18 protein-coding genes and 2 pseudogenes are annotated in these 19,834 nt (G+C 43.1%); 18 read left to right on the forward strand and 2 right to left on the reverse strand.

Annotated elements, in window-relative coordinates; all coding sequences use genetic code 11:
- From GC102_RS33820 to GC102_RS33845, 6 genes are all read left to right on the forward strand, one after another.
- Complete coding sequence (locus GC102_RS33820) at positions 1-942, forward strand: carbohydrate ABC transporter permease (protein WP_171693387.1); 942 nt, start codon at positions 1-3, stop codon at positions 940-942.
- A gap of 1 nt (position 943) precedes the next feature.
- Positions 944-1,750 (forward strand): carbohydrate ABC transporter permease, encoded by an 807-nt coding sequence (locus GC102_RS33825; protein ID WP_171693388.1) that lies wholly within the window; start codon positions 944-946, stop codon positions 1,748-1,750.
- Positions 1,751-1,753: 3 nt separating this feature from the next.
- Positions 1,754-2,785, forward strand: a complete 1,032-nt coding sequence (locus tag GC102_RS33830) for an acyltransferase family protein (RefSeq protein ID WP_171693389.1) — start codon at positions 1,754-1,756, stop codon at positions 2,783-2,785.
- Positions 2,782-5,184, forward strand: a complete 2,403-nt coding sequence (locus tag GC102_RS33835) for a family 43 glycosylhydrolase (protein ID WP_171693390.1) — start codon at positions 2,782-2,784, stop codon at positions 5,182-5,184. The genes GC102_RS33830 and GC102_RS33835 overlap by 4 nt, the downstream gene beginning before the upstream one ends.
- Positions 5,185-5,226: 42 nt before the next feature.
- Positions 5,227-6,987, forward strand: coding sequence for a glycoside hydrolase family 2 protein (locus GC102_RS33840; RefSeq protein ID WP_171693391.1), 1,761 nt, complete (start codon positions 5,227-5,229; stop codon positions 6,985-6,987).
- A gap of 282 nt (positions 6,988-7,269) precedes the next feature.
- Entirely contained in the window at positions 7,270-8,256 is a 987-nt protein-coding gene (locus GC102_RS33845) for an aldo/keto reductase (RefSeq protein ID WP_171693392.1), read from the forward strand.
- Here GC102_RS33845 and GC102_RS33850 read toward each other — a convergent pair.
- Complete coding sequence (locus GC102_RS33850; protein WP_171693393.1) at positions 8,233-8,760, reverse strand: TetR-like C-terminal domain-containing protein; 528 nt, start codon at positions 8,758-8,760, stop codon at positions 8,233-8,235. The two genes, GC102_RS33845 and GC102_RS33850, sit on opposite strands and share 24 nt — an antisense overlap.
- Positions 8,761-8,991: 231 nt before the next feature.
- Between GC102_RS33850 and GC102_RS33855 the strand changes: the two genes are divergently transcribed.
- On the forward strand, positions 8,992-10,032 hold the full coding sequence (locus GC102_RS33855) for an NAD(P)-dependent alcohol dehydrogenase (protein ID WP_171693394.1): 1,041 nt from the start codon (positions 8,992-8,994) through the stop codon (positions 10,030-10,032).
- 65 nt (positions 10,033-10,097) lie between these two features.
- Positions 10,098-10,514 carry a cupin domain-containing protein gene (locus tag GC102_RS33860; protein WP_171693395.1) on the forward strand — a complete coding sequence of 139 codons (417 nt, stop codon included), beginning with the start codon at positions 10,098-10,100 and terminating at the stop codon, positions 10,512-10,514.
- 418 nt (positions 10,515-10,932) lie between these two features.
- On the opposite strand, the gene GC102_RS40195 is transcribed toward GC102_RS33860, so the two are convergent.
- The gene (locus GC102_RS40195) at positions 10,933-11,316 is read right to left on the reverse strand and encodes an HTH domain-containing protein (protein ID WP_312883458.1); all 384 of its coding nucleotides are present in this window, start codon (positions 11,314-11,316) and stop codon (positions 10,933-10,935) included.
- On the opposite strand from GC102_RS40195, the pseudogene GC102_RS33865 reads away from it, so the two are divergent.
- The 10 genes and pseudogenes from GC102_RS33865 to GC102_RS33905 form a co-directional block, all read left to right on the forward strand.
- A pseudogene (locus GC102_RS33865) lies at positions 11,282-11,899 on the forward strand (phosphoenolpyruvate carboxykinase (ATP)); the annotation flags it as partial. The gene GC102_RS40195 and the pseudogene GC102_RS33865 overlap by 35 nt on opposite strands.
- Positions 11,900-12,098: 199 nt before the next feature.
- A complete protein-coding gene (locus GC102_RS33870; protein WP_171693396.1) occupies positions 12,099-12,839 on the forward strand; it encodes a hypothetical protein in 741 nt (246 codons plus the stop codon).
- Positions 12,840-12,841: 2 nt separating this feature from the next.
- On the forward strand, positions 12,842-13,219 hold the full coding sequence (locus tag GC102_RS33875) for a GntR family transcriptional regulator (protein ID WP_171693397.1): 378 nt from the start codon (positions 12,842-12,844) through the stop codon (positions 13,217-13,219).
- Position 13,220: 1 nt separating this feature from the next.
- On the forward strand, positions 13,221-13,907 hold the full coding sequence (locus GC102_RS33880) for an ATP-binding cassette domain-containing protein (RefSeq protein WP_216628254.1): 687 nt from the start codon (positions 13,221-13,223) through the stop codon (positions 13,905-13,907).
- A 15-nt stretch (positions 13,908-13,922) separates the two neighbouring features.
- Positions 13,923-14,831 carry an NAD(P)-dependent alcohol dehydrogenase gene (locus GC102_RS33885; RefSeq protein ID WP_171693399.1) on the forward strand — a complete coding sequence of 303 codons (909 nt, stop codon included), beginning with the start codon at positions 13,923-13,925 and terminating at the stop codon, positions 14,829-14,831.
- A 22-nt stretch (positions 14,832-14,853) separates the two neighbouring features.
- Positions 14,854-15,282, forward strand: coding sequence for a hypothetical protein (locus GC102_RS33890; protein ID WP_216628255.1), 429 nt, complete (start codon positions 14,854-14,856; stop codon positions 15,280-15,282).
- Positions 15,283-15,360: 78 nt separating this feature from the next.
- Positions 15,361-16,074, forward strand: a complete 714-nt coding sequence (locus GC102_RS33895; protein ID WP_171693400.1) for a DUF4386 domain-containing protein — start codon at positions 15,361-15,363, stop codon at positions 16,072-16,074.
- Positions 16,075-16,196: 122 nt separating this feature from the next.
- Positions 16,197-17,477 carry an L-cysteine desulfidase family protein gene (locus GC102_RS33900; protein WP_171693401.1) on the forward strand — a complete coding sequence of 427 codons (1,281 nt, stop codon included), beginning with the start codon at positions 16,197-16,199 and terminating at the stop codon, positions 17,475-17,477.
- 184 nt (positions 17,478-17,661) lie between these two features.
- A pseudogene (locus GC102_RS40805) lies at positions 17,662-17,850 on the forward strand (hypothetical protein); the annotation flags it as partial.
- A 163-nt stretch (positions 17,851-18,013) separates the two neighbouring features.
- Positions 18,014-19,834, forward strand: a 1,821-nt coding sequence (locus tag GC102_RS33905; RefSeq protein ID WP_171693402.1) for a PDC sensor domain-containing protein, incomplete at its 3' end; no start/stop codon positions are given.

Below are 19,834 nucleotides of genomic sequence, written 5' to 3' on the forward strand. Positions count from 1 at the left end.
ATGAGTACAAATGAAGTTGATTTGAATAAAACCTCGGTCACCGCCCGTGCACAAACGAAAGCAAGGCAGTGGCGGCTGGACATCCTGGCTTTTCTATTTCTTTTGCCTTTTCTTGCCGTATACGTCGTGTTTACGATATTCCCGATGATCAAAGGACTGCAGATGAGTCTGTACGACTGGACGCTAATTAAGAAGATGGATTTTGTTGGCCTTAATAATTACATCGCTATGGTAAAGGATGCAAATTTTTGGCGTGCGCTAGGGAACTCAACGTACTTTGTTATCTTATCTACGCCTAGCATGCTTATATTTGCTCTACTGCTCGCGGTCATTGCCAATCAAAAAACGCGACTTCAGAAATTTTTCCGCAGCGTCTTTTTCTTGCCGAGTGTTCTATCTGTCTCTGTCGTTTCGTATGTAGGTCTGTTTGTTATACAGCCTTACACAGGTTTTTTGAATAATTTACTTAAATTGCTTGGTATTCTTTCGGTAGATCAAGAGATATTTTGGTTGACGGAATCATCCCTTGCCTGGATTGCCATTACGGCCATTACACTTTGGTGGACGGTCGGGGTTAACATGATTCTGTATTTATCGGCTATGCAGGATATTCCAGATGATATTTATGAAGCTGGGAGACTCGATGGCGCTTCGGAGAGACAAATGTTTTTTCGAATTACGCTTCCACTGCTTGGTCCCATTACAAAAACGATATTACTGCTTCAAATTATTGCTTCGTATAAAGTGTTTTTGCAAATTTACATTATTACACGCGGTGGACCGGGTACAGATACACGGCCAATTATTCAGTATATTTACGAGGAAGGCATCAAAAACAACCATATGGGTTATGCAGCTACCATGTCCTATGCGCTATTTGCCATACTCCTTGTCTTGTCGTTGATCCAATTGAAAATGAGTGCGAAGAAGGAGGCGGTCTAAGATGCGGGCTCTTCGCTTATCCTTATCGGTGCTTCTTGCTCTATTTTTTCTTGTTCCCATCTCATGGATGCTGATTGTTTCTATTAAAGATGAAGGTATGAAGATTACAGGTGTGCTGGATTGGTATAAACCGCCTTACACCTTTGAGACATACACGTATATTTTTCAAGAAACTTCTCTGATAAGGTGGATGTTCAACTCTCTTGTAGTTGCTATTGCCGTTACAACGCTAACGCTGTTAATTTCTTCTCTGAGCGCATTCGCCTTGTCCAAAATCAAGTTCCGATATCAAAAGTTCATGTTCGTCTTGATCTTGGCTGGCCTATTAATCCCAGGCGAAGCGATTCTCATTCCGCTTTATCAGGTTGTGAAAGAACTGGGGATGTTAGATTCTTATCAAGGATTAATTTTACCGGCGGTGGCCTCTCCATTTGCAGTTGTTGTACTGAAAAGCTTTTTTGATGCAGTTCCCAATGAGCTGCTTGAAAGCGCTGAGATGGATGGGGGAAGCAAGTTAAGGGTTTACGCCAGTATCGTGATGCCGCTTGCTAAACCTGCCTTGGCTTCTATTGTAATTCTTACGTTTATTGCCCAATGGAACAACTTCCTATGGCCGTTCATCGCGATTACTTCAGAAGAACTGTTTACTCTACCGATGGGGATTCCTACCCTGATGTCCCAGTACTCGGAAGATTATGTAAGACCTATGGCCATTAACTCGGTAGCATCTATTCCTGTCATGGTCGCGTTCTTGTTCTTCGAGCGGCAAATTGTAAAAGGTCTGAGCTTCTCGGGTATAAAGGGGTAATCCATGAATAAAGAAAGAGATTACAGCATCGACATCTTTAAAGGGTTATTGGTCATCGGGATGGTGTACTGTCATATCTTGCAATTTTTCAGCAATCCCATGGTCTTTACGGGAGCACAACGAGTGATCGATGTTGTAAATATTGTCACGTTTACAGGTTTCGTATTTAGTTTCGGTTACGTTGGCCAAATAGCCTATTACAATAAACCGTTCAAAGCAGTATATGGAAGAATGCTGTCAACCGCGTTGAAAACACTCATTGCTTTTTATATTTCAGGTACTTATTATCGCTTGTTTTTAGATCGAAAGCCCCTAACATGGAGCACAATCAAGCCTATTCTGATTCTTCAAGATATTCCTGGCTGGTCGGAGTTTCTGATTTCTTTTTCACTTATCATGTTGGTTGGGTTGGTATTATTTAAGCCATTAACTTGGTTGGTTGAGCGAAAGTTTAAGTTTTGGGTGGTCGTCGTTTTACTGCTAATTACTACGTATCTACCCTATGATAAAGTGACTGTGAATCAGTTAGGGTTATTGATTGGCACAAGAAAGTTTGCTTCTTTTCCCGTACTGCAATATTTTCCTTACTACTTGATTGGGATGTATGCCGCACGCTACAAGCTGGGGTGGAACTGGAAATTTTTAGTAGGTTCCTTAGCTGCTTCTGGAATATTCATCACATACGTAATAGCGAGACAGGGGCTTCCTGAACGATTTCCACCATCCATCTATTGGATATTAAGCTCCGCATTCTTAGTGTATGTGTACTACCTAGCTGCGAAAGTGCTGGTTATTAGTATGAAATATACGAGCTTTTTACGAGTCTTAGGTCAAAATGTGCTGCTCTATCTACTTCTGAGCAATATCATGATTTTTACTTTAAAACACAATCAGGAGCAGCTTTTGTTAAGCACGATGGAATGCCTTTGGTTTGATGTCTGTATTCTTTTATTGATTAACTTTTTCATTCGAATCACGATAAGTACTAAATTGGGTGCGAAGGTCGCTTTGAAATCGGAAGGTGTAAATCATTGAAGAGATTGGTGAGCGTAATGGTGACGATCTGTTTCGGTGTCTTTCTAACCTCATGTCAGGGAGAGGGACCTAAGAGAATGGAGCTCGAACGCTGGCGTCAAGTTCCTACCTATAGTAATCCCATGGAATTAGCTGAAGAGTGGGAGGATTATGGTATTGGCGATCCATTCGTTCTCCGTTACAACGGTATGTACTATTTGTACTGCAGTACCCAGGATGATCAAATTGGCGTAAAAGCGTGGAGTTCTGCAGATTTAGTGAATTGGAAGCCGGAAGGACTCGTTACCGAGGAGCTAATAACTAAAGGGGCGTATGCGCCGGAGGTCGTCTACTGGAACGGTTACTTCTACATGTACACCTCACCGGGAGGCGGCGGTCATTATGTGCTCCGCAGCCAGAGTCCCACAGGTCCTTTTACGGTCCAAACGGATAATCTGGGGATGTCGATCGATGGCTCTGTATTTATTGATGACGATGGGAAATGGTACTTTACACATGCTTCCGGTCGAGGCATTTTGGCTAATGAAATGTCAGATCCTTATACGTTTGGCCCCGATAAGCTGATCCCGGAAGCCTATTTGCAGCACTGGACAGAGGGCTCATCGATCTGGAAAAGAGAAGGGAAATACCTAATTACCTATACCGGTAATCATGTCTTCAGCACAGGTTATCGAATTCAATATTCGATTTCTGATCAAGGACCCTTAGGTCCGTATCGGACATTGGAAAACAACCCATTCGTGATCAGCACGGACGATAAATTTAATGGACTAGGGCACAGTTCTACTGTTCTAGGACCGGATCTGGATTCCTATTATTTGGTGTATCACAATCTGGAAGGCGCATCGACGTCAGGCCCGCCTGTACGCAAGCTTAATATCGACCGTTTGCAATTTAATGGAGATCGTATGTCTCTACTCGGTCCTACCTTCGCGATGGCCCGTCCTGTTGCCAAAATGCCTGACTTTTCGGCCAAAGAAGTGGTTCCCGGAAGTACGGTTGGTTGGAAACAAGAGCAATTGCGTGACAAAACGATTGTAGTGAGCGACTCTACAACGGAACAGGCATTTACAGCTGAGTATAATTTCCACGCATTGTCGAATGACGAAAGCTCTTCCCATATAGGCGTTGTATTTGCATACGAGAATGAGCGAAATTTTATGTTTACGGACGTGGATTCGCAAAGTCATGAGCTCATCGTACAGCGGGTTAATGAGGGGAAGATGGTCCTTGTCGGTAAAGCTGAAATCCCGAAGGAAACGGACCTAACAAAACTGCATACGATTCGGGTAACAAGTGTAAATGGCAAGATTCAGGTTTATTGGGACAATATGCATAAGCTAGAGGTAGATAGGCAGATTGCCGGAGGTAAAATTGGTTACATCTATGCTTCTGCATCGAAGTCCGCTCCTGCTATGTTGTTCACGGGTTATAGCAATGATGCGGGTGGCAGCAGTGATTATGAAACCGTCAAGCCTGTCCCAGGGAGTATTGAAGCGGTACATTATTTGAAAGATAAGAACCGTGGCTATTCAGATTCCTTAGCTAATGAGCAACGAGGAATTGCAGCGGATGATGGCAGTTTGGCAGCTGTTTTGCCGAAGGCTGGAGATTGGCTGCAGTATCCTATACAGGTGAAGCAGGCAGGAACCTACGGCATAGATTTGGATATGCTTCCATCGGATGCGGAGACAACGATAGAAATAGCTGCTGGAGCAGAAAAGCAGCGGTTTATCGTACCAAAGCGGAACAAAGCTGATCAAACTTGGGAACGAACCCGCATTGGGAGTATGGCATTGAAAGAAGGTTACGCAAACCTGAAAATCAAAGTTGTCCAAGGTTCGCTTTCGTTCAAGACGATGACGTTCTATCCGGGTGATGAAGCGTTCTCTCCAATAGACAATGTGCCTAAAGGGATGGTGGGCATGTGGATTCCTGTAGATGGCGGTTATGAAACTCGCTCTCACGAATATATAAAAACATTCGCGGGAAGTGAAGACTGGACGGATTACCGAATGGATGCGGAGTTCCATTTCCCCACGATACCGACAAGCGATGCAGGCTTGCTGATCAGATCTGTTCATGAATCGTACTATCCGCATCAAGTGCAAGATGCCTTCACAGGTTATTATGCGTCTATGAACCAAGATGGACTAACGCTTAAAAAAGTGAATTACGGAAAACAGGAGATTTTGAAAACCGTGCCTCTAACGATTCAAAAGGATACGAGCTATCGAATGAGCGTTCAGGTTACCGGCAATCGAATACGTGTATTTTGGAACGGATCAACGGATCCTGTTCTCGATTATCAGGATCCGAGAGCTTATACACATGGCAAAATCGGTCTACTTTCGAACCATTCGGATATTATTTTTCATAAAGTTTCTGTTTCGAAGTGAAATGCGTAGTTATAAATACAGAGAAGATAGAGGAGTGTAGTTATGACAACTAAGATGTATATCAAAGATTATCCAAGACCTCAATTCGTTCGTGATTCTTGGCTCAATTTGAACGGGGAATGGGATTTCCGTTTTGACGATGATAATGTAGGGGAAATCGAAAAGTGGTATAAACAGCTTAATGGAGATCGCAAAATAACAGTTCCGTTCACCTACGAAACGAAGGCGAGCGGGATTGGAGAAGAGAAGTTTCACCCGAATGTATGGTATGAGCGTGCTTTGGATATCCCGAAGGAGCAAGAAGGGAACCGTGTTATCCTTCATTTTCAGGCGGTAGACTATATAGCAAAGCTATGGGTTAATGGAACAATGGTTGGACAACATCAAGGGGGATACACTGCTTTTTCTTTTGACATTACACCGTATCTTCTACTTGGCGAATCCAATACCCTCGTGTTGAAAGCGGAAGACTCACAAAGCTGTACACAGCCAAGAGGCAAACAGCGTTGGGTTGATGATAATTTTGAGTGCTTTTATGTGCAGACAACAGGCATTTGGCAAAGTGTGTGGGTAGAGTATGTAGCGACCTCGTATTTAAAGTCTGTTAAGATGACGCCTGATCTCGATAATTATTCAGTTCGCTTTGAGTATCAGGCGCACATGGCTGCCGAATTGAAACAACTCCGTCTGGAAACTCGGATTAGCTTGAAGGATAAAGTTCTTAAGCAAACGAGTCTCGTTATCGATCGCCCATGGCTCCAAGTGGATATGAATTTATTACATGAAGCGAATGGGCCTTGGAAGGTATTAGCATGGTCACCGCATAACCCAAACTTATACGATGTGGAATTTATCCTTTATGAAGATGACATCATCATTGATCATGTATACTCTTACTTCGGTATGAGAAAAATTTCGATTGAAAAAGGAAAAGTACTCCTTAACAATACACCGATATATCAACGTCTTATTCTCGATCAGGGTTACTGGCCAGACAGTCACTTGACTCCGCCATCGGAGGAGGCGTTAATTGAGGACATTGATGCAATATTGGCTATGGGTTACAACGGGGTAAGGAAGCATATGAAGATTGAAGATGCCCGGTTCCTGTACTGGTGTGATGTGAAAGGTGTGCTGGTCTGGTCCGAAATGGCGGCAACCTTTGAGTTTAATGATGAGGCGATTGATACGTTCACATCAGAATGGGTGGAGATCGTCCGCCAGCAGTACAATCACCCTAGTATCGTGACATGGGTACCTTTTAATGAATCATGGGGGATCGCACAAATTTACACCAACGTAAGACAACAAAAGTTTACGGAAAGTATCTATCACTTGACCAAATCACTAGACCCGCATCGGCCTGTTATCGTAAATGATGGCTGGGAGCACACCGTTTCAGACATTTTGACATTACATGATTATGAGGAAAAAGGTTCTGCATTCTTAAAGCGATATACAGACAAAGATGGACTCGTGAACAACGAATTCTCATTCAATAAGGGGAAATACGCCATGGCCCAAGGATACGCCTACCGTGGCCAACCGATTATGATCACTGAATTCGGAGGTATTGCTTTTAATACAGGGAAAGGCTGGGGCTATGGAAATCAGGTTGAGAATGAGGAAGCCTTTATCGAGCGCTTTAGGAACATTACACAAGCGATTAAAGATACGGATTATATTAGTGGATATTGTTACACTCAAATAACCGATGTTCAACAGGAAGTCAACGGATTGCTTACAGAGGATCGGAAGCCTAAGATACCACTCGAACTCATAAAAGAAATTAATCTTGCTTAAGGCATAAAAAGAAGGACACGGCTTGTTTGTGAAGCCATGTTCTTTTTTACTAGACATTGGGTCAACCATGTCCACGAGAGCTCAAAAATAATAAAATAACGATAATCTATGAGGAGAAGTTTGTCTAAGGCAGCTGCTCCTTATTTAATTTTAGCTACTAAGAGAATTAGGCAATCATTTAAGACAAATGAGATACCAGTCATTTTTTCATTTATTGCATAATAAGGTTACGTCCTTAAACAATAAGACAATCTGAAACTGGATAAAGAAAGGAAGATAATTATGCAAAAGCGTAAATTGGGGAAAAGTGGACTGGAAGTTTCTACTATCGGGCTCGGTTGCATGGGAATGAGCTACGGTTTTGGTCCAGCTTCCGACAAGCAGGAAATGATCTCCGTAATTCGAGATGCTGTTGAACGTGGCGTTACTTTCTTTGACACCGCCGAAGTGTATGGACCCTACATGAACGAAGAGCTTGTAGGAGAAGCGCTCCTTCCCTTTAAGGATAAAGTGGTGATTGCCACCAAGTTCGGCTTTAATATTCAAGATGGTAAACAGACTGGGATGAATAGTCGACCTGAGCATATCAAGAAAGTTGTCGAAGACTCGCTTAAACGGCTTAAAGTCGAAGCCATTGACCTCTACTATCAGCATCGAGTTGATCCGGATGTGCCAATCGAGGGAGTAGCGGGAGCAATGAAAGAACTGATTCAGGAAGGTAAAGTTAAGCATTGGGGGCTTTCTGAGGCAGGAGTGAAGACGATCCGTCGTGCGCACGCAGTCCAGCCGCTTGCCGCAGTCCAGAGCGAATACTCACTATGGTGGAGACGTCCCGAAGAGGAGTTGTTGCCTACCCTTGAGGAGCTCGGCATAGGCTTTGTTCCGTTCAGTCCTTTGGGTAAAGGATACCTAACGGGAAGTTATAATGCAAATGCGACATTTGACAATGGCGATATCCGTAGTATTCTTCCGCGCTTTACACCTGAGGCTCTTGAAGCAAATCAGGTAATGGTAGACTTACTTAAAGAAGTAGCCGAACAGAAGAAAGCGACACCTGCTCAAATTGCACTCGCGTGGCTGCTTGCTCAAAAACCGTGGATTGTCCCGATCCCAGGTACGCGGAAATTGAATCGTCTGGAAGAAAACTTGGGAGCAGCTAACCTTGAACTGACGCTTGAGGATTTACATAATATAAATTCCGCGGCCTCGAAGATTACTTTGATGGGAGCGCGGTATACGGAGGAGCTAGAAAAAAGGACTGGCCTCTGATTGTGCGTTACTAGAAAATAAAAAATAGCCGAAATTCCGCTGCAGGAAGATCGGCTTTTTTAGATCTAACAATGTCCCCATCTGTTCTGCCAAAACATGATGGGGGAAAGGCTTCTCATTGGTGAACCAATATTCCACTATCCCTACGTAGGCCGATGCAACAAACCTAACGATAACATCTTCATTGAATCCCTGGTTTATTCCTGAGGTTACATCCACCTCATCCTTAAACTCTTCGAGAAGAAAATCAAGGAACTGATTACGAAAATAAGGAGCACCTTGGCTCGTTAACATCATCGAAAAAAAAGTGTAATTATTATCAAAATATTCGGTCCAAATCAGTGACCCATTTATAAAATCCATATCTGCTGCCGCTTTACACATTTCGCGGAGTTCATTGATGTGTGTTTCTATAGGCTTATCGAGCAAATCATATTTAACGGCTTTTTTTAAGGCTTCTTGTGTTTTGAGTATTCTTCTATCAACTTTAGACTTTGAGGTCACCGGACTTTCTTATAATAATAAACAATATTCAGGTATTTGTTCACTAATTAACAAATCATGTTCTTTTAACAATTGCAAGAATAATGAACTTGTATATAATAATAGTCAAATGTTCATTAAAGTGTTGATGTGCGTTTTGTAAAGGCGGCTGGAGTAAGAAAAATCGATTAAAGTGCATTCAAATTTATCCGGCGACCTCACTTTACCAGAGAGAAGGAGTAGTGAAAAATCATGTGTAAGACCCATGTGCTAAGTGTCCCAGGTGCAAAAGCGCCATTTGAAAAGATCACTATTGAGCGGAGAAAATTACGTCAGGACGACGTCTTAATCGATATTAAGTTTTGTGGTATATGCCATTCCGACATTCATAATGCTTACGGTGAATGGGGAGGCGGAATGTACCCGATGGTTCCCGGTCACGAAATGGCTGGAGTCGTAACAGCAGTTGGATCAGAAGTTACGAAATTTGCCGTTGGCGATCATGTTGGTGTTGGTTGCTTTGTTGACTCCTGTGGACAATGCGAATACTGCCTTAGCGGCGAGGAGCAATTTTGTGCGAAAGGCGTTGTCAACTCCTATAATTCATTAGATTATGATGGCAATCCAACATACGGCGGATATAGCCAGAAAATCGTTGTAAAGGAAGACTTCGTTGTCCGTATTCCAGACGCTCTGGATTTGGATGTGGCAAGTCCACTATTGTGCGCAGGTATCACCACGTATTCTCCTTTGAAAAAATGGAACGCTGGCCCAGGTAAGAAGGTTGCAGTTGTGGGAATGGGAGGTCTTGGCCACCTAGCGGTCCAATATGCGCATGCCATGGGTGCTGAAGTAACGGTCCTGAGTCAGTCTTTAAATAAGAAAGACGAAGCCCTGAGTTTGGGAGCAGATCATTACTTTGCAACCAGCGATCCCGCTACATTTACAGAGTTGGTTAGTCGTTTTGACCTCATTTTAAACACAGTGTCTGCAAATCTTGATGTTGATACGTATTTATCCATGCTTCGTGTAGATGGAGCCCTAGTAAATGTTGGTGCACCAAACCAGCCCGATAAATACAATGTATTTTCTTTAATCATGAAGCGTCGCAGTATTGCAGGTTCACTCGTTGGCGGAATCCGGGAAACGCAAGAGATGCTCGATTTCTCCGCTCAGCACGGCATTGCCCCTAAAATTGAGGTGATCAGTGCTGATCAAGTAGACGAAGCGTTTGAGCGTGTTCTCCGTAGTGATGTGCGTTATCGATTCGTAATTGACATGTCTACTTTGTAATCTGGTGGAAAATGGACTAAGTTTCATGCAATTTAACCTAAATTTAGTATACGAGGAGAATAAAAATGAATAAATCAAATCATTTGAATGAAAGTGTAATCTTCCCGAAAGGTGAAAAAATTACGAATAACTATTTCATAGGGACAGCATGGCTTGAAATGCTAGTTTCTACTGACAGCACTTTTAATTGCCCAATAGGTAATGTAACTTTTGAACCAGGCGCAAGAAATAACTGGCATAAGCATGCAGGGGGCCAGATTCTGCTTGTTACCGGCGGAAAAGGATATTATCAGGAAGAAGGCAAACCTGTACAGGTGCTTCATGAAGGGGATGTAGTAAAGATCCTTCCGGATGTGAAACATTGGCATGGTGCTACACCGGATAGTTGGTTTACACATATCGCGATAAGTACTAATGTTCAAATGGGGGGCAACGAATGGTTGGAACCCGTAACGGATGATGAATATAACAATTTAAAATAACAGGCAGGATTACAAAACGATTTTCTTCGTATTATTTGTAAGTTAAGAATATCCGTTTCAGAGAAAAAGCTAGATGACTGGGTTACTTGTCATTTAGCTTTTGTCTCTTTCGGGTTCTTTATGACGTTGGGCGGTATACCATGCAACATCGTTATTTTATCTGAGATTATCTTTTAAGATCTCCAATCCTCTTTTTAATTCCTCCAAAGAATTTGTAGATGCAAGTGCTATTCGCAAAAACTTATCCTGCGTACTGGCGCTACTTAGAAAGCGATGAGTGAAAAACACGAATTCCTTTCTGATTAAAGGTAATCTCCGTCCGTGATCCATCGCCATTGTCCGATATGGGAAGCCATCTATAAAATCTCAGTGGATGACCTGTGGAAAGACTGTGAAAAAAACTCTGAATATATATGATTTATTTTCTTTTCATACGATATAGCTTTTGCGGACGTCCTATTGAACCGTATTGAAGGAATTCATCAACGATGCCTTCTTTTGTTAAGTATTTCAAATAATTGCGAATCGTAGATAAACTTACGCCGGCTAATTGAGCGATATCTTCGGCCGTTTGCAGGTCCATAGAGTTTTGAATACATGTTTGAATCAGCTCTAATGTTTTTTCATCGATCCCTTTTTGGAGCTGTGAACCGGTTACACTTTTTGGAGCACGGAGCTTCATTAAATCGTTCAATAGATCTTGGTTTAGTTCGGTTGACTGCGTCAACCGTTTTTTATATTGGGCGTACTTGGTAAGTGTATTCTGTATCCCAGGGAAGGGGGGGCATCCGAACGTCATCATTTTCTTAACAGCTGATGCTTTCGGCGTGCTGCCTCCTATTTCGAAGCTGACGAAGGAACAGGCGATGTATCATTTCTTGTCAGGTTATACTTCGAAGCTGGCAGGTACCGAGAGAGGAGTAACGGAACCGGAAGCGACATTCTCCACATGCTTTGGGGCACCGTTCCTTCCGCTCCATCCAACCGTGTACGCAGGGTTATTAGGAAATAAAATTGAGGAGCACCAAGTTAACGTGTATTTGGTTAACACGGGTTGGTCCGGTGGTCCCTATGGTGTTGGGAAAAGAATGAATTTAACTTTCACCCGTGCGATGGTAACCGCTGCTTTGAATGGAAGTATCGAGCAAGCGACGTTTACCGCCGATCCGATCTTTGGTGTACTCTGTCCCGATTTCGTGGAGGGAGTTCCAAGCAAAGTTCTTGTTCCCCGTCATACTTGGAAGGATCAAGCGGCGTATGAGAAGGCCGCTTGGGAGTTGGCTGAACGGTTTACTCGCAATTTCGAGAAATTTTCCAATATAGACAAAGAAATTAGTACTGCTGGTCCAGCCGTTTGTCTTAACAATTATGAAAATTTAGATTAATTATAACGCCACAACCGCAGTCTGAACCAAACGTTCTGCCACGGACTCCGGCTGTTCGAGATTGGACCAAAACCGGAAGCAAGAAGGTATTCCTTCTTGCTTCTTTTTAATTGTCTATTTACATACATAATGTCTTAGTGTACTATTGAATTAATACAGTAGTTCAATTGTTTAGTTTCATTAAGAAGGAGAGATTTGGATGAGGGCATGGGTAGCTTTATTTAAAAAAGATTTTAAATTAACAAGAACCGTTTTTTTCGTAGGGCTTGTAATTAATTTATTGGTTGTCTTGTTGACGTTATATATGGAGATGAAAGCAGATCATACATTACTTATTTTCTTACCCTTAGTAGTTGCTATTGTTTTGCATATTTTATATGTACCGATAATGGTATTTATCAGTTTGAAAACAGAGGCAAATCAGCTGCATCTATGGCTGCATAATCCTGGGCCGGCTTCTACATTGTTAATTAGTAAGATAGTGAACGGGCTGATGATGCTTGTTATTTCCCTACTGATGTTATATGTGATGTCTGGATTGCTGATCATACCCAAGTTCAACTTAATTGAAGCGTACTGGACGGATATTTGGATATCGGGATTATTAATATTTCTTCATATTATTGTCATTTCTATCATCATTGGCGTTTGGGTGTTATTTATTTGGGCGTTATACCAATTCCTTAAATTTGCAATCGGGCGTTGGAGCTGGTTAGTAATTATTGGGGCAGTTATCATACCTAGTTGGATATCTGTCCTATTGGAATCCACTAAACTGTATAGTTTAGTAACGAAATGGGGGAGTATTACTTATAATTTCCCTACTTTTTCAATACAACCAATACAAACATATGCAGGAGAATATTTGTATACCTTCATTTTTATCATTGGATTATTCTTTTTGAGCGCATGGATCGTTGACAATAAAGTTGAGGTGTAAGAATGGAAGAATTTAATGCTTCAAAGCCCATTTATCTGCAATTAGCGGATCGAATCAATCGACAGATTGTAAGCAAAGAATTGAAAGCAGGTGAGAAGCTTCCTTCTGTTCGAGAAATGGGGATCAAATACAGTGTTAATCCAAACACAATTCAGCGTACTTACAGTGAGTTGGAGCGTGAGGGTATTCTGGAAACAAAAAGAGGTCAAGGTACATTTATCACGGAACAAGAGGATCGTTTGGTACAACAACGTGAAAATTTAAAAAATGAGCAAATCCTTTCTTTCGTCCAGGTCATGCAGGAAATGGGATTCAGCTCTTATGAAATCATATCAGGGCTACAGGACCACTTAAGCAAATTTGATAAAGGAGATGAGTAATTTGATTCAATTGACGAATGTTTCCAAAAAATATGTTAAGCAGTTCGTACTCAATAACATTTCACTCACTTTGCCCATAGGTAAAATTATTGGCATTGTGGGTGAGAACGGCAGTGGGAAGTCAACGCTATTGAAACTTATTTCCGGACTGTCGCATCCTACGAGTGGGAGGTTAACCGTAAATGGGGAGACTGCCAATCGAAGAATCAGCAAAGTAGTTTCTTATTTATCGGAGATGGGTTCTTTTTATTCTATATTCACAGTACGTGAAGCGATGGATTTTCAGGCTTCCCAATATACGGATTTTAACATGGCTAAAGCGGAAGAAATCATGAAGTTTATACAGCTGGAGCCTCATATGAAAATCAAAGACCTCTCGAAAGGAAATCGTGGTCGATTAAAAATCATGCTTACTTTGGCCAGAGAAGTACCCTACATTCTAATGGATGAACCATTGTCCGGACTTGACCCCATGGTGCGAGAATCTATCGTTAAGGGAATGATTTCTTATGTTGACTTGGAATCTCAGACACTCATCATGACAAGCCATGAGATTGCGGAAATTGAATCATTATTGGACTGCTTCATTGCGATCAAAGACGGATCATTACTAAGAATGGCTGATGTGGATGACTTACATGAATCAGAGGGTCTTGGTATCACGGATTGGATGAAGAAGAATTATTAATTAGGAGAGATAACTATGAGAGCAATTGTATACGCCAATTACGGATCGCCTGATGTTCTTCATCTGAAAGAGTTAGAAAAACCTACACCCAAGGACAATGAAATACTGCTGAAAAACTATGCGACAACGGTAACAGCAGGGGACTGGCGCATGCGAAAGGCTGACCCCTTCCTAGCAAGACTTTACAATGGATTCATAAGGCCCAAAAAAGTAACGATATTAGGGTTTGAGTTAGCCGGGGAAGTCGAGGTGGTTGGCAAGAATGTTAAAAAATTTAAGAAGGGCGATCAAGTTTTTGCCTACTGTGGTATTGGCTTTGGTGCATATGCCGAGTACAAATGTCTGCCTGAAGATGGCGTATTAGCTATAAAACCGACCAATTTGACGTATGAGGAGGCCGCGGCTGTTCCTGTTGGGGGCATTACCGCATTGAATGCTCTTAAAAGAGGAAATATCGCGAGTGGAATGAAGGTTCTTGTTTATGGCGCTTCTGGAAGTGTAGGTACTTATGCGATACAGCTTGCCAAATATTTTGGGGCGGATGTAACAGGGGTATGCAGCACTAGGAATCTTGAATTGGTGCAATCTATAGGAGCAGATAAGGTAATTGATTATACGAAACAGGATTTTACATCGAGTGGAGAACATTATGATTTAATCTTTGATGCCGTTGGCAAAAAAATATCGAAAATCACAAAATCAACATGCAAGAAAGTGCTTCGCCCGAACGGAACCTATGTGAGTGTGAATATGTCACAAAAGGTCCGTGTTGAACATCTAGTCTTCCTGAAGGAGCTTATTGAGGGAGGAAAGATAAAACCGGTCATCGATAGGTACTTTCCGTTAGAAGAAATTCCCGAGGCGCATAGGTATGTCGAGAAAGGGCACAAAAAGGGAAATGTAGTCATCACTGTGAGATCATGAATTCAAAAAAGGAGATAAACATATGAATACTAACATGAAAACAGCAATCATTGTGGATGTCTCGTTATTTCGTCTTTATTCGTTAAGGGCGCTGTACCTTCTTGTCGTCGTGGGACTCGGTATTGTGGTATGGCCTGGAGTCATCCACCATGAAAAGCCGTGGGAACTTATGGAAGGAGTGGTCCAATGCATGCTAGCCGCCTTTTCAGCTCTGTCAGTTCTGGGACTGCGGTATCCGCTGCAGATGCTGCCTTTGCTTCTGTGGGAATTAGTGTGGAAGTCGATCTGGATGATTATCGTTGCGCTCCCACTGTGGTACTCCGGTCAAATGGACGAGTCAACCTTGGCGATAGCCTTAGAATGCTTGATAGTCGTGATTTTTCCTTTCATCATCCCTTGGCGCTTTGTGTTTGCGCACTACGTGAAGAAGCACGGAGATCGGTGGCGCTGAGGGAAGATGGGCAGCGCAGCCCGTGGGGGAACGTGGTCATAACTGTAAGGAAATAAATTCAAAAAAGGAGCTAAATAAATGAATGCTAATAAAAAGAGCGCATTGATTGTGGGCGTACTGTTTATACTTGCAGCAGTTACGGCGATAATAGGTCTTCTTTTATACGATCCTATACTAAATGGTCCAGATTACCTGAGGAAAGGTTCCGAACATGCCAACCAGGTGATACTGGGAGCGCTTATGGAGTTAATGCTAGTCGTTTCAGCGGTTGGTACTGCAACTACAATGTTTCCAATTTTAAGAAAATATAATGAAACTATTGCTCTTTGGCATCTTTGCTTCAGGTTTCTTGAAGCCATTATTATTACTATTGGTATAATCAGCGTTCTGTCCCTGTTGACCTTAAGTCGGGAATTTGCAGCAGCGGCGGCTCCGGATACCGCCTCTTTTCAAGCTTCAGGTATAGTATTAAAAGCCGTACATGACTGGACCTTTCTGCTTGGGCCTCTTTTCATGCTGGGCATCAATACGATGATGTACAGTTATATATTTTATAAATCCAAGCTCGTACCCAGGTTTATCTCCATCTTGGGTATGACAGGGGCAACACTTGTTTTTATTTGTGCCTTGTTAGTCATGTTCGGTGTCATTCAACAAGTTTCTTTTTGGGGTGCTATTTTGGCGCTGCCAGTAGCAACTAATGAAATGATTCTAGCTGTATGGCTCATAGTTAAAGGATTCAATGAATCTGCACTCGCTTCCTTGTCTGCAAAAACGGAACGAGCGAGCTAAGAGCAACACAATTCATAACCGTTCTCAAAATTTACGAGTTGAACTAGGTGAAGCAACTATTGTATATTTTAAGAATCAGTCGAAGGTCTTTTGGTGCCTTTCGGTGTTAAGGGAGGCTCAACATGAGGACGAATACATTCATAAACATACTGCAAAACGAACTCGTTATCGCGCTGGGCTGCACAGAGCCGGTTGCGATTGCCTTAGCTGCGGCAAAGGCTAGGACTTATGTGGATGGCACTATCGATAAAATTACTGTTTATGCAAGCGCAGGTATAATCAAGAATGCACTTGCAGTTGGTATACCCGGAACAGGCCTGACAGGGATCGATTTTGTCGCTGCGTTAGGTGCAATTGCCGGTAATGCGGAGAAGCAGCTAGAAGTGCTTGCCGATATTAAGCCCGAAGATATTTCTGTGGCGCAGGATATGGTGGAACGAGGGATTTCTGTTGTCCATCTCGCCGATACGCCAAAGAAATTATATATTGAGGTTATTATTGAAGCTGATAAAAGGTATGCGAAGGTTGTTATTACGGATAATCATACGAATATCACTTTGATAGAAGTTGATGGACAGATCGTTGATATGGGAGGCTGCGCCAACGCGAGTTTCAAGAGTTCCAATGAAGAACGCAGCGAGCTAACGATTGATTCGATTGTGGAATTCGTGAACACGGTGGATCTTGCGGACCTCGGTTTGGTCAAGCAAAGTATCGAGCTTAACCGCAAAGCTGGATTAGACGGTTTGGAACATGCGTACGGTCTCGAAGTCGGTAAAACGATTAAAGAAAATGTGCAAAAAGGTATTTTGTCCGACGATTTAATCTCTCATGCCATGGCTCTTGCAGCAGCTGGATCGGATGCTCGCATGGCGGGATCCTCCATGCCGGTTATGGCAAATTCGGGAAGCGGAAACCAAGGCATTGCAGCGACAAACCCTGTTGTAGCGGCTGCAGAAAAGCTTGGTGCCTCTGAAGAGCAACTCATTCGCGCTGTTGCGCTAAGCCATTTGGTCACCATTCATATCAAATCCAAGTTTGGGCGATTATCCGCATTATGCGGGGTCACCGTATCCGGTACGGGTGCAAGCTGCGGCATTACTTATCTGCTTGGTGGAGGGAAAACGGAGATTAAAGCGGCGATCCAAAACATGCTGGGTAATGTATCCGGGATGATGTGCGATGGAGCAAAAGGCGGCTGCGCTATGAAAGTAGCGACCTGTACGAGTGCAGCGGTACAATCAGCACTTCTCGCATCAAAAGGAATGACGATTTCCTCAACGAATGGATTTATCGAAAATGAAGCAGAGAAGACGATCGACAACTTTTGCCGTATAGGTAATGAGGCAACATCTGAGATTGATAAACTTATTCTCGAAATGATGTTGAATAAAGACATATAAAACAGTTGTTGAAAAAATGTAGGAAGGCTACCGGTGCATCGGTGGCCTTTTTGTAGTTTGGCGGCATGATGAAAAATGGGGTGTTGGTCAAACATGCAGACCTTGCTTCGCCCAAAATCACCGAACCCAAATATATCGAGTATATGGTACCTCAAGGGATGCTGGAGAATGATTTCAAGAACAATTATCGTCGGCCAAGCTGGGTATTATGCTGCCTTATTTCGCCTCAGCCTTCGGTATCTTCCTCTTGCGCCAGATGTTCAAGACAGAGGCTAGTGCTACGACACTGCTAGTTATAGCGCCTCTGATGATCGTTTTCCTGCCGTTTCAGCGCCAATTCATGAATAGCTTTATCCATTCTAGAATTAAATAGGCTTTAGGCAGCTTAAGTTAACACATAAGGCAAATCTAGCAGTCTTCTATACTTTTCTGAACAGGAGGAATAGAAGGCTTTTTTTAAAAGAGTAAGTATGCAAGCGCTTTTATTGTAGCTATAATAAAGGAAATCATGACGGTAATGAATAGGGAGGAGAAGCATGCGTATGATTAGAGATGCCATCCAATCGGTTCTCGCAAGAGGGATGTATTACAGGAGGCTGCTGGGCTTCGGAATTATTGTTCTATGCATCCCCATTCTTCTTGCCGCTTTTTTGACATATGCGATCGTCTCCGACCATTTGGAACGACAGGTAAACATGGCTAACCTCGAAATGATCGAACAGATTCAGGAGCGCGTCGACAGCGCTTTGAAATCCATATCGAAGTCATCGCGCGGGATTACGCTTGACCCAGGCATGCAGCAATACTTGTACAAGACCGATCGCCGCGACTTTGTAGAAATGGTCGATGTGTTGGACAAGTTGACCGCAGCGTCAAGGTCAATCGAGTTTACGAATACGGTCAATCTTTTTTTGCCGGAGGAGAAATTCGTGTTGTCCAGTGAGAAGGGTTATCAGAAATTAGACGCTTTGCGGGACACCTATCCGTTCCTCAACACGGTAGGAGCCATGTCTAAGCCGAAATGGATGATGCTGAAGAAAGGCTCGATCGACGTCATTACCTTTGTGCAGCCGTTACCTATTTTTACGGATACGCCGCGCGCTTATTTGACCGTCGAGGTGGATGAAAGTTCTTTTCATTCGATCTTACGTGCAGCGGAGAGGTTCAATATGGGAAGCCTGATGCTTTTGGACGAAACGGGTACAGTCGTCTCCCATAACGATAAGTCTCAGCTTGGATCGATCTTTGGCGGTAATCTGGAGGGTTGGAAGCAGAAGCTGAACGCGAAGGGGCGATCGGGCTTTTTCAGTCATGCGGAAGCGGGCTTATACACGGTTTACGCAAAATCGGATATGAACGAATGGATGACGGTTCTCAATGTCCCGCTTTCGGTCATGGCTTCGCCAAAAAAGCAGGTTGCGCAGACGACTGTGCTCGTTTGTCTAGGATCGCTCATTTTGGGCATGCTGCTCATCTACTTGAATTCGAGGAAACTTTATGCTCCAATCCGCAATTTATTGAGGCAGGAAGCCGGAGTGCCATCTGCGCGGGGAGGAACGAAATTAGATGAATGGGCCCTCATACAAAATCATTGGGGCAACTTGAAGAACCAGATCGGCCAATATCATGATGTATCGAGCAAGCAGACTCTTTCTTTGCGCGAATCGTTCATGATGCAAACGATTTACGGGTATTATGATAACGAGCAGCCAGAGCGGATCAGGGAAATGGCCTTGCAATATGACATTCAAGCCGACGCATGGTGGGACGTCATCTTGGTAGAACCTGAAAACTACGAGCAATACAGCAGGTTTAAGAAGGATGACAAGCACCTGATTTTGTTGGCTATATCCAGTATCTTTCAGGACTTGATGAAGCAGCACAATGTGAACGGCTATTTCGTCTTTGGCCAGGATGCGGTCCGGCTGATCGTTGTCGTGCAAGTACCGATTGAGACGAAAGCGACGCAGTGCCGGACGGTATTCAACCAGTTAGCCGAATCGGGCCGGCTTTCGGTAAACACGTATTTGAAATTCGATTGCTCGATAGGTATTGGCGCGGTATGCGACCGCATAGACGGAATTCGCCATTGTTATTTGGAAGCGGAGGAAGCACTCGCAACGAGAATCACGGCGGGTGGAAACCGGACAATTGCATTTGCGGATTTGTCAGCCTTTCGACATGAACTCATCTATCCCTACGAGATTGAACATTCGTTGATACAGGAACTACAAAAAGGCAACAGGGAAGGCTTCGGAAACTATTTTGAACAGTTCGTGCAGGTTGTTACGAAATGCAACTATCCGGTTTCGTCGGTTTATGAATCATTTCACGCCTTATTCGTACAGCTTTTGCGA

This window comes from Paenibacillus germinis (assembly GCF_013141785.1).
Classification (GTDB): domain Bacteria; phylum Bacillota; class Bacilli; order Paenibacillales; family NBRC-103111; genus Paenibacillus_E; species Paenibacillus_E phytorum.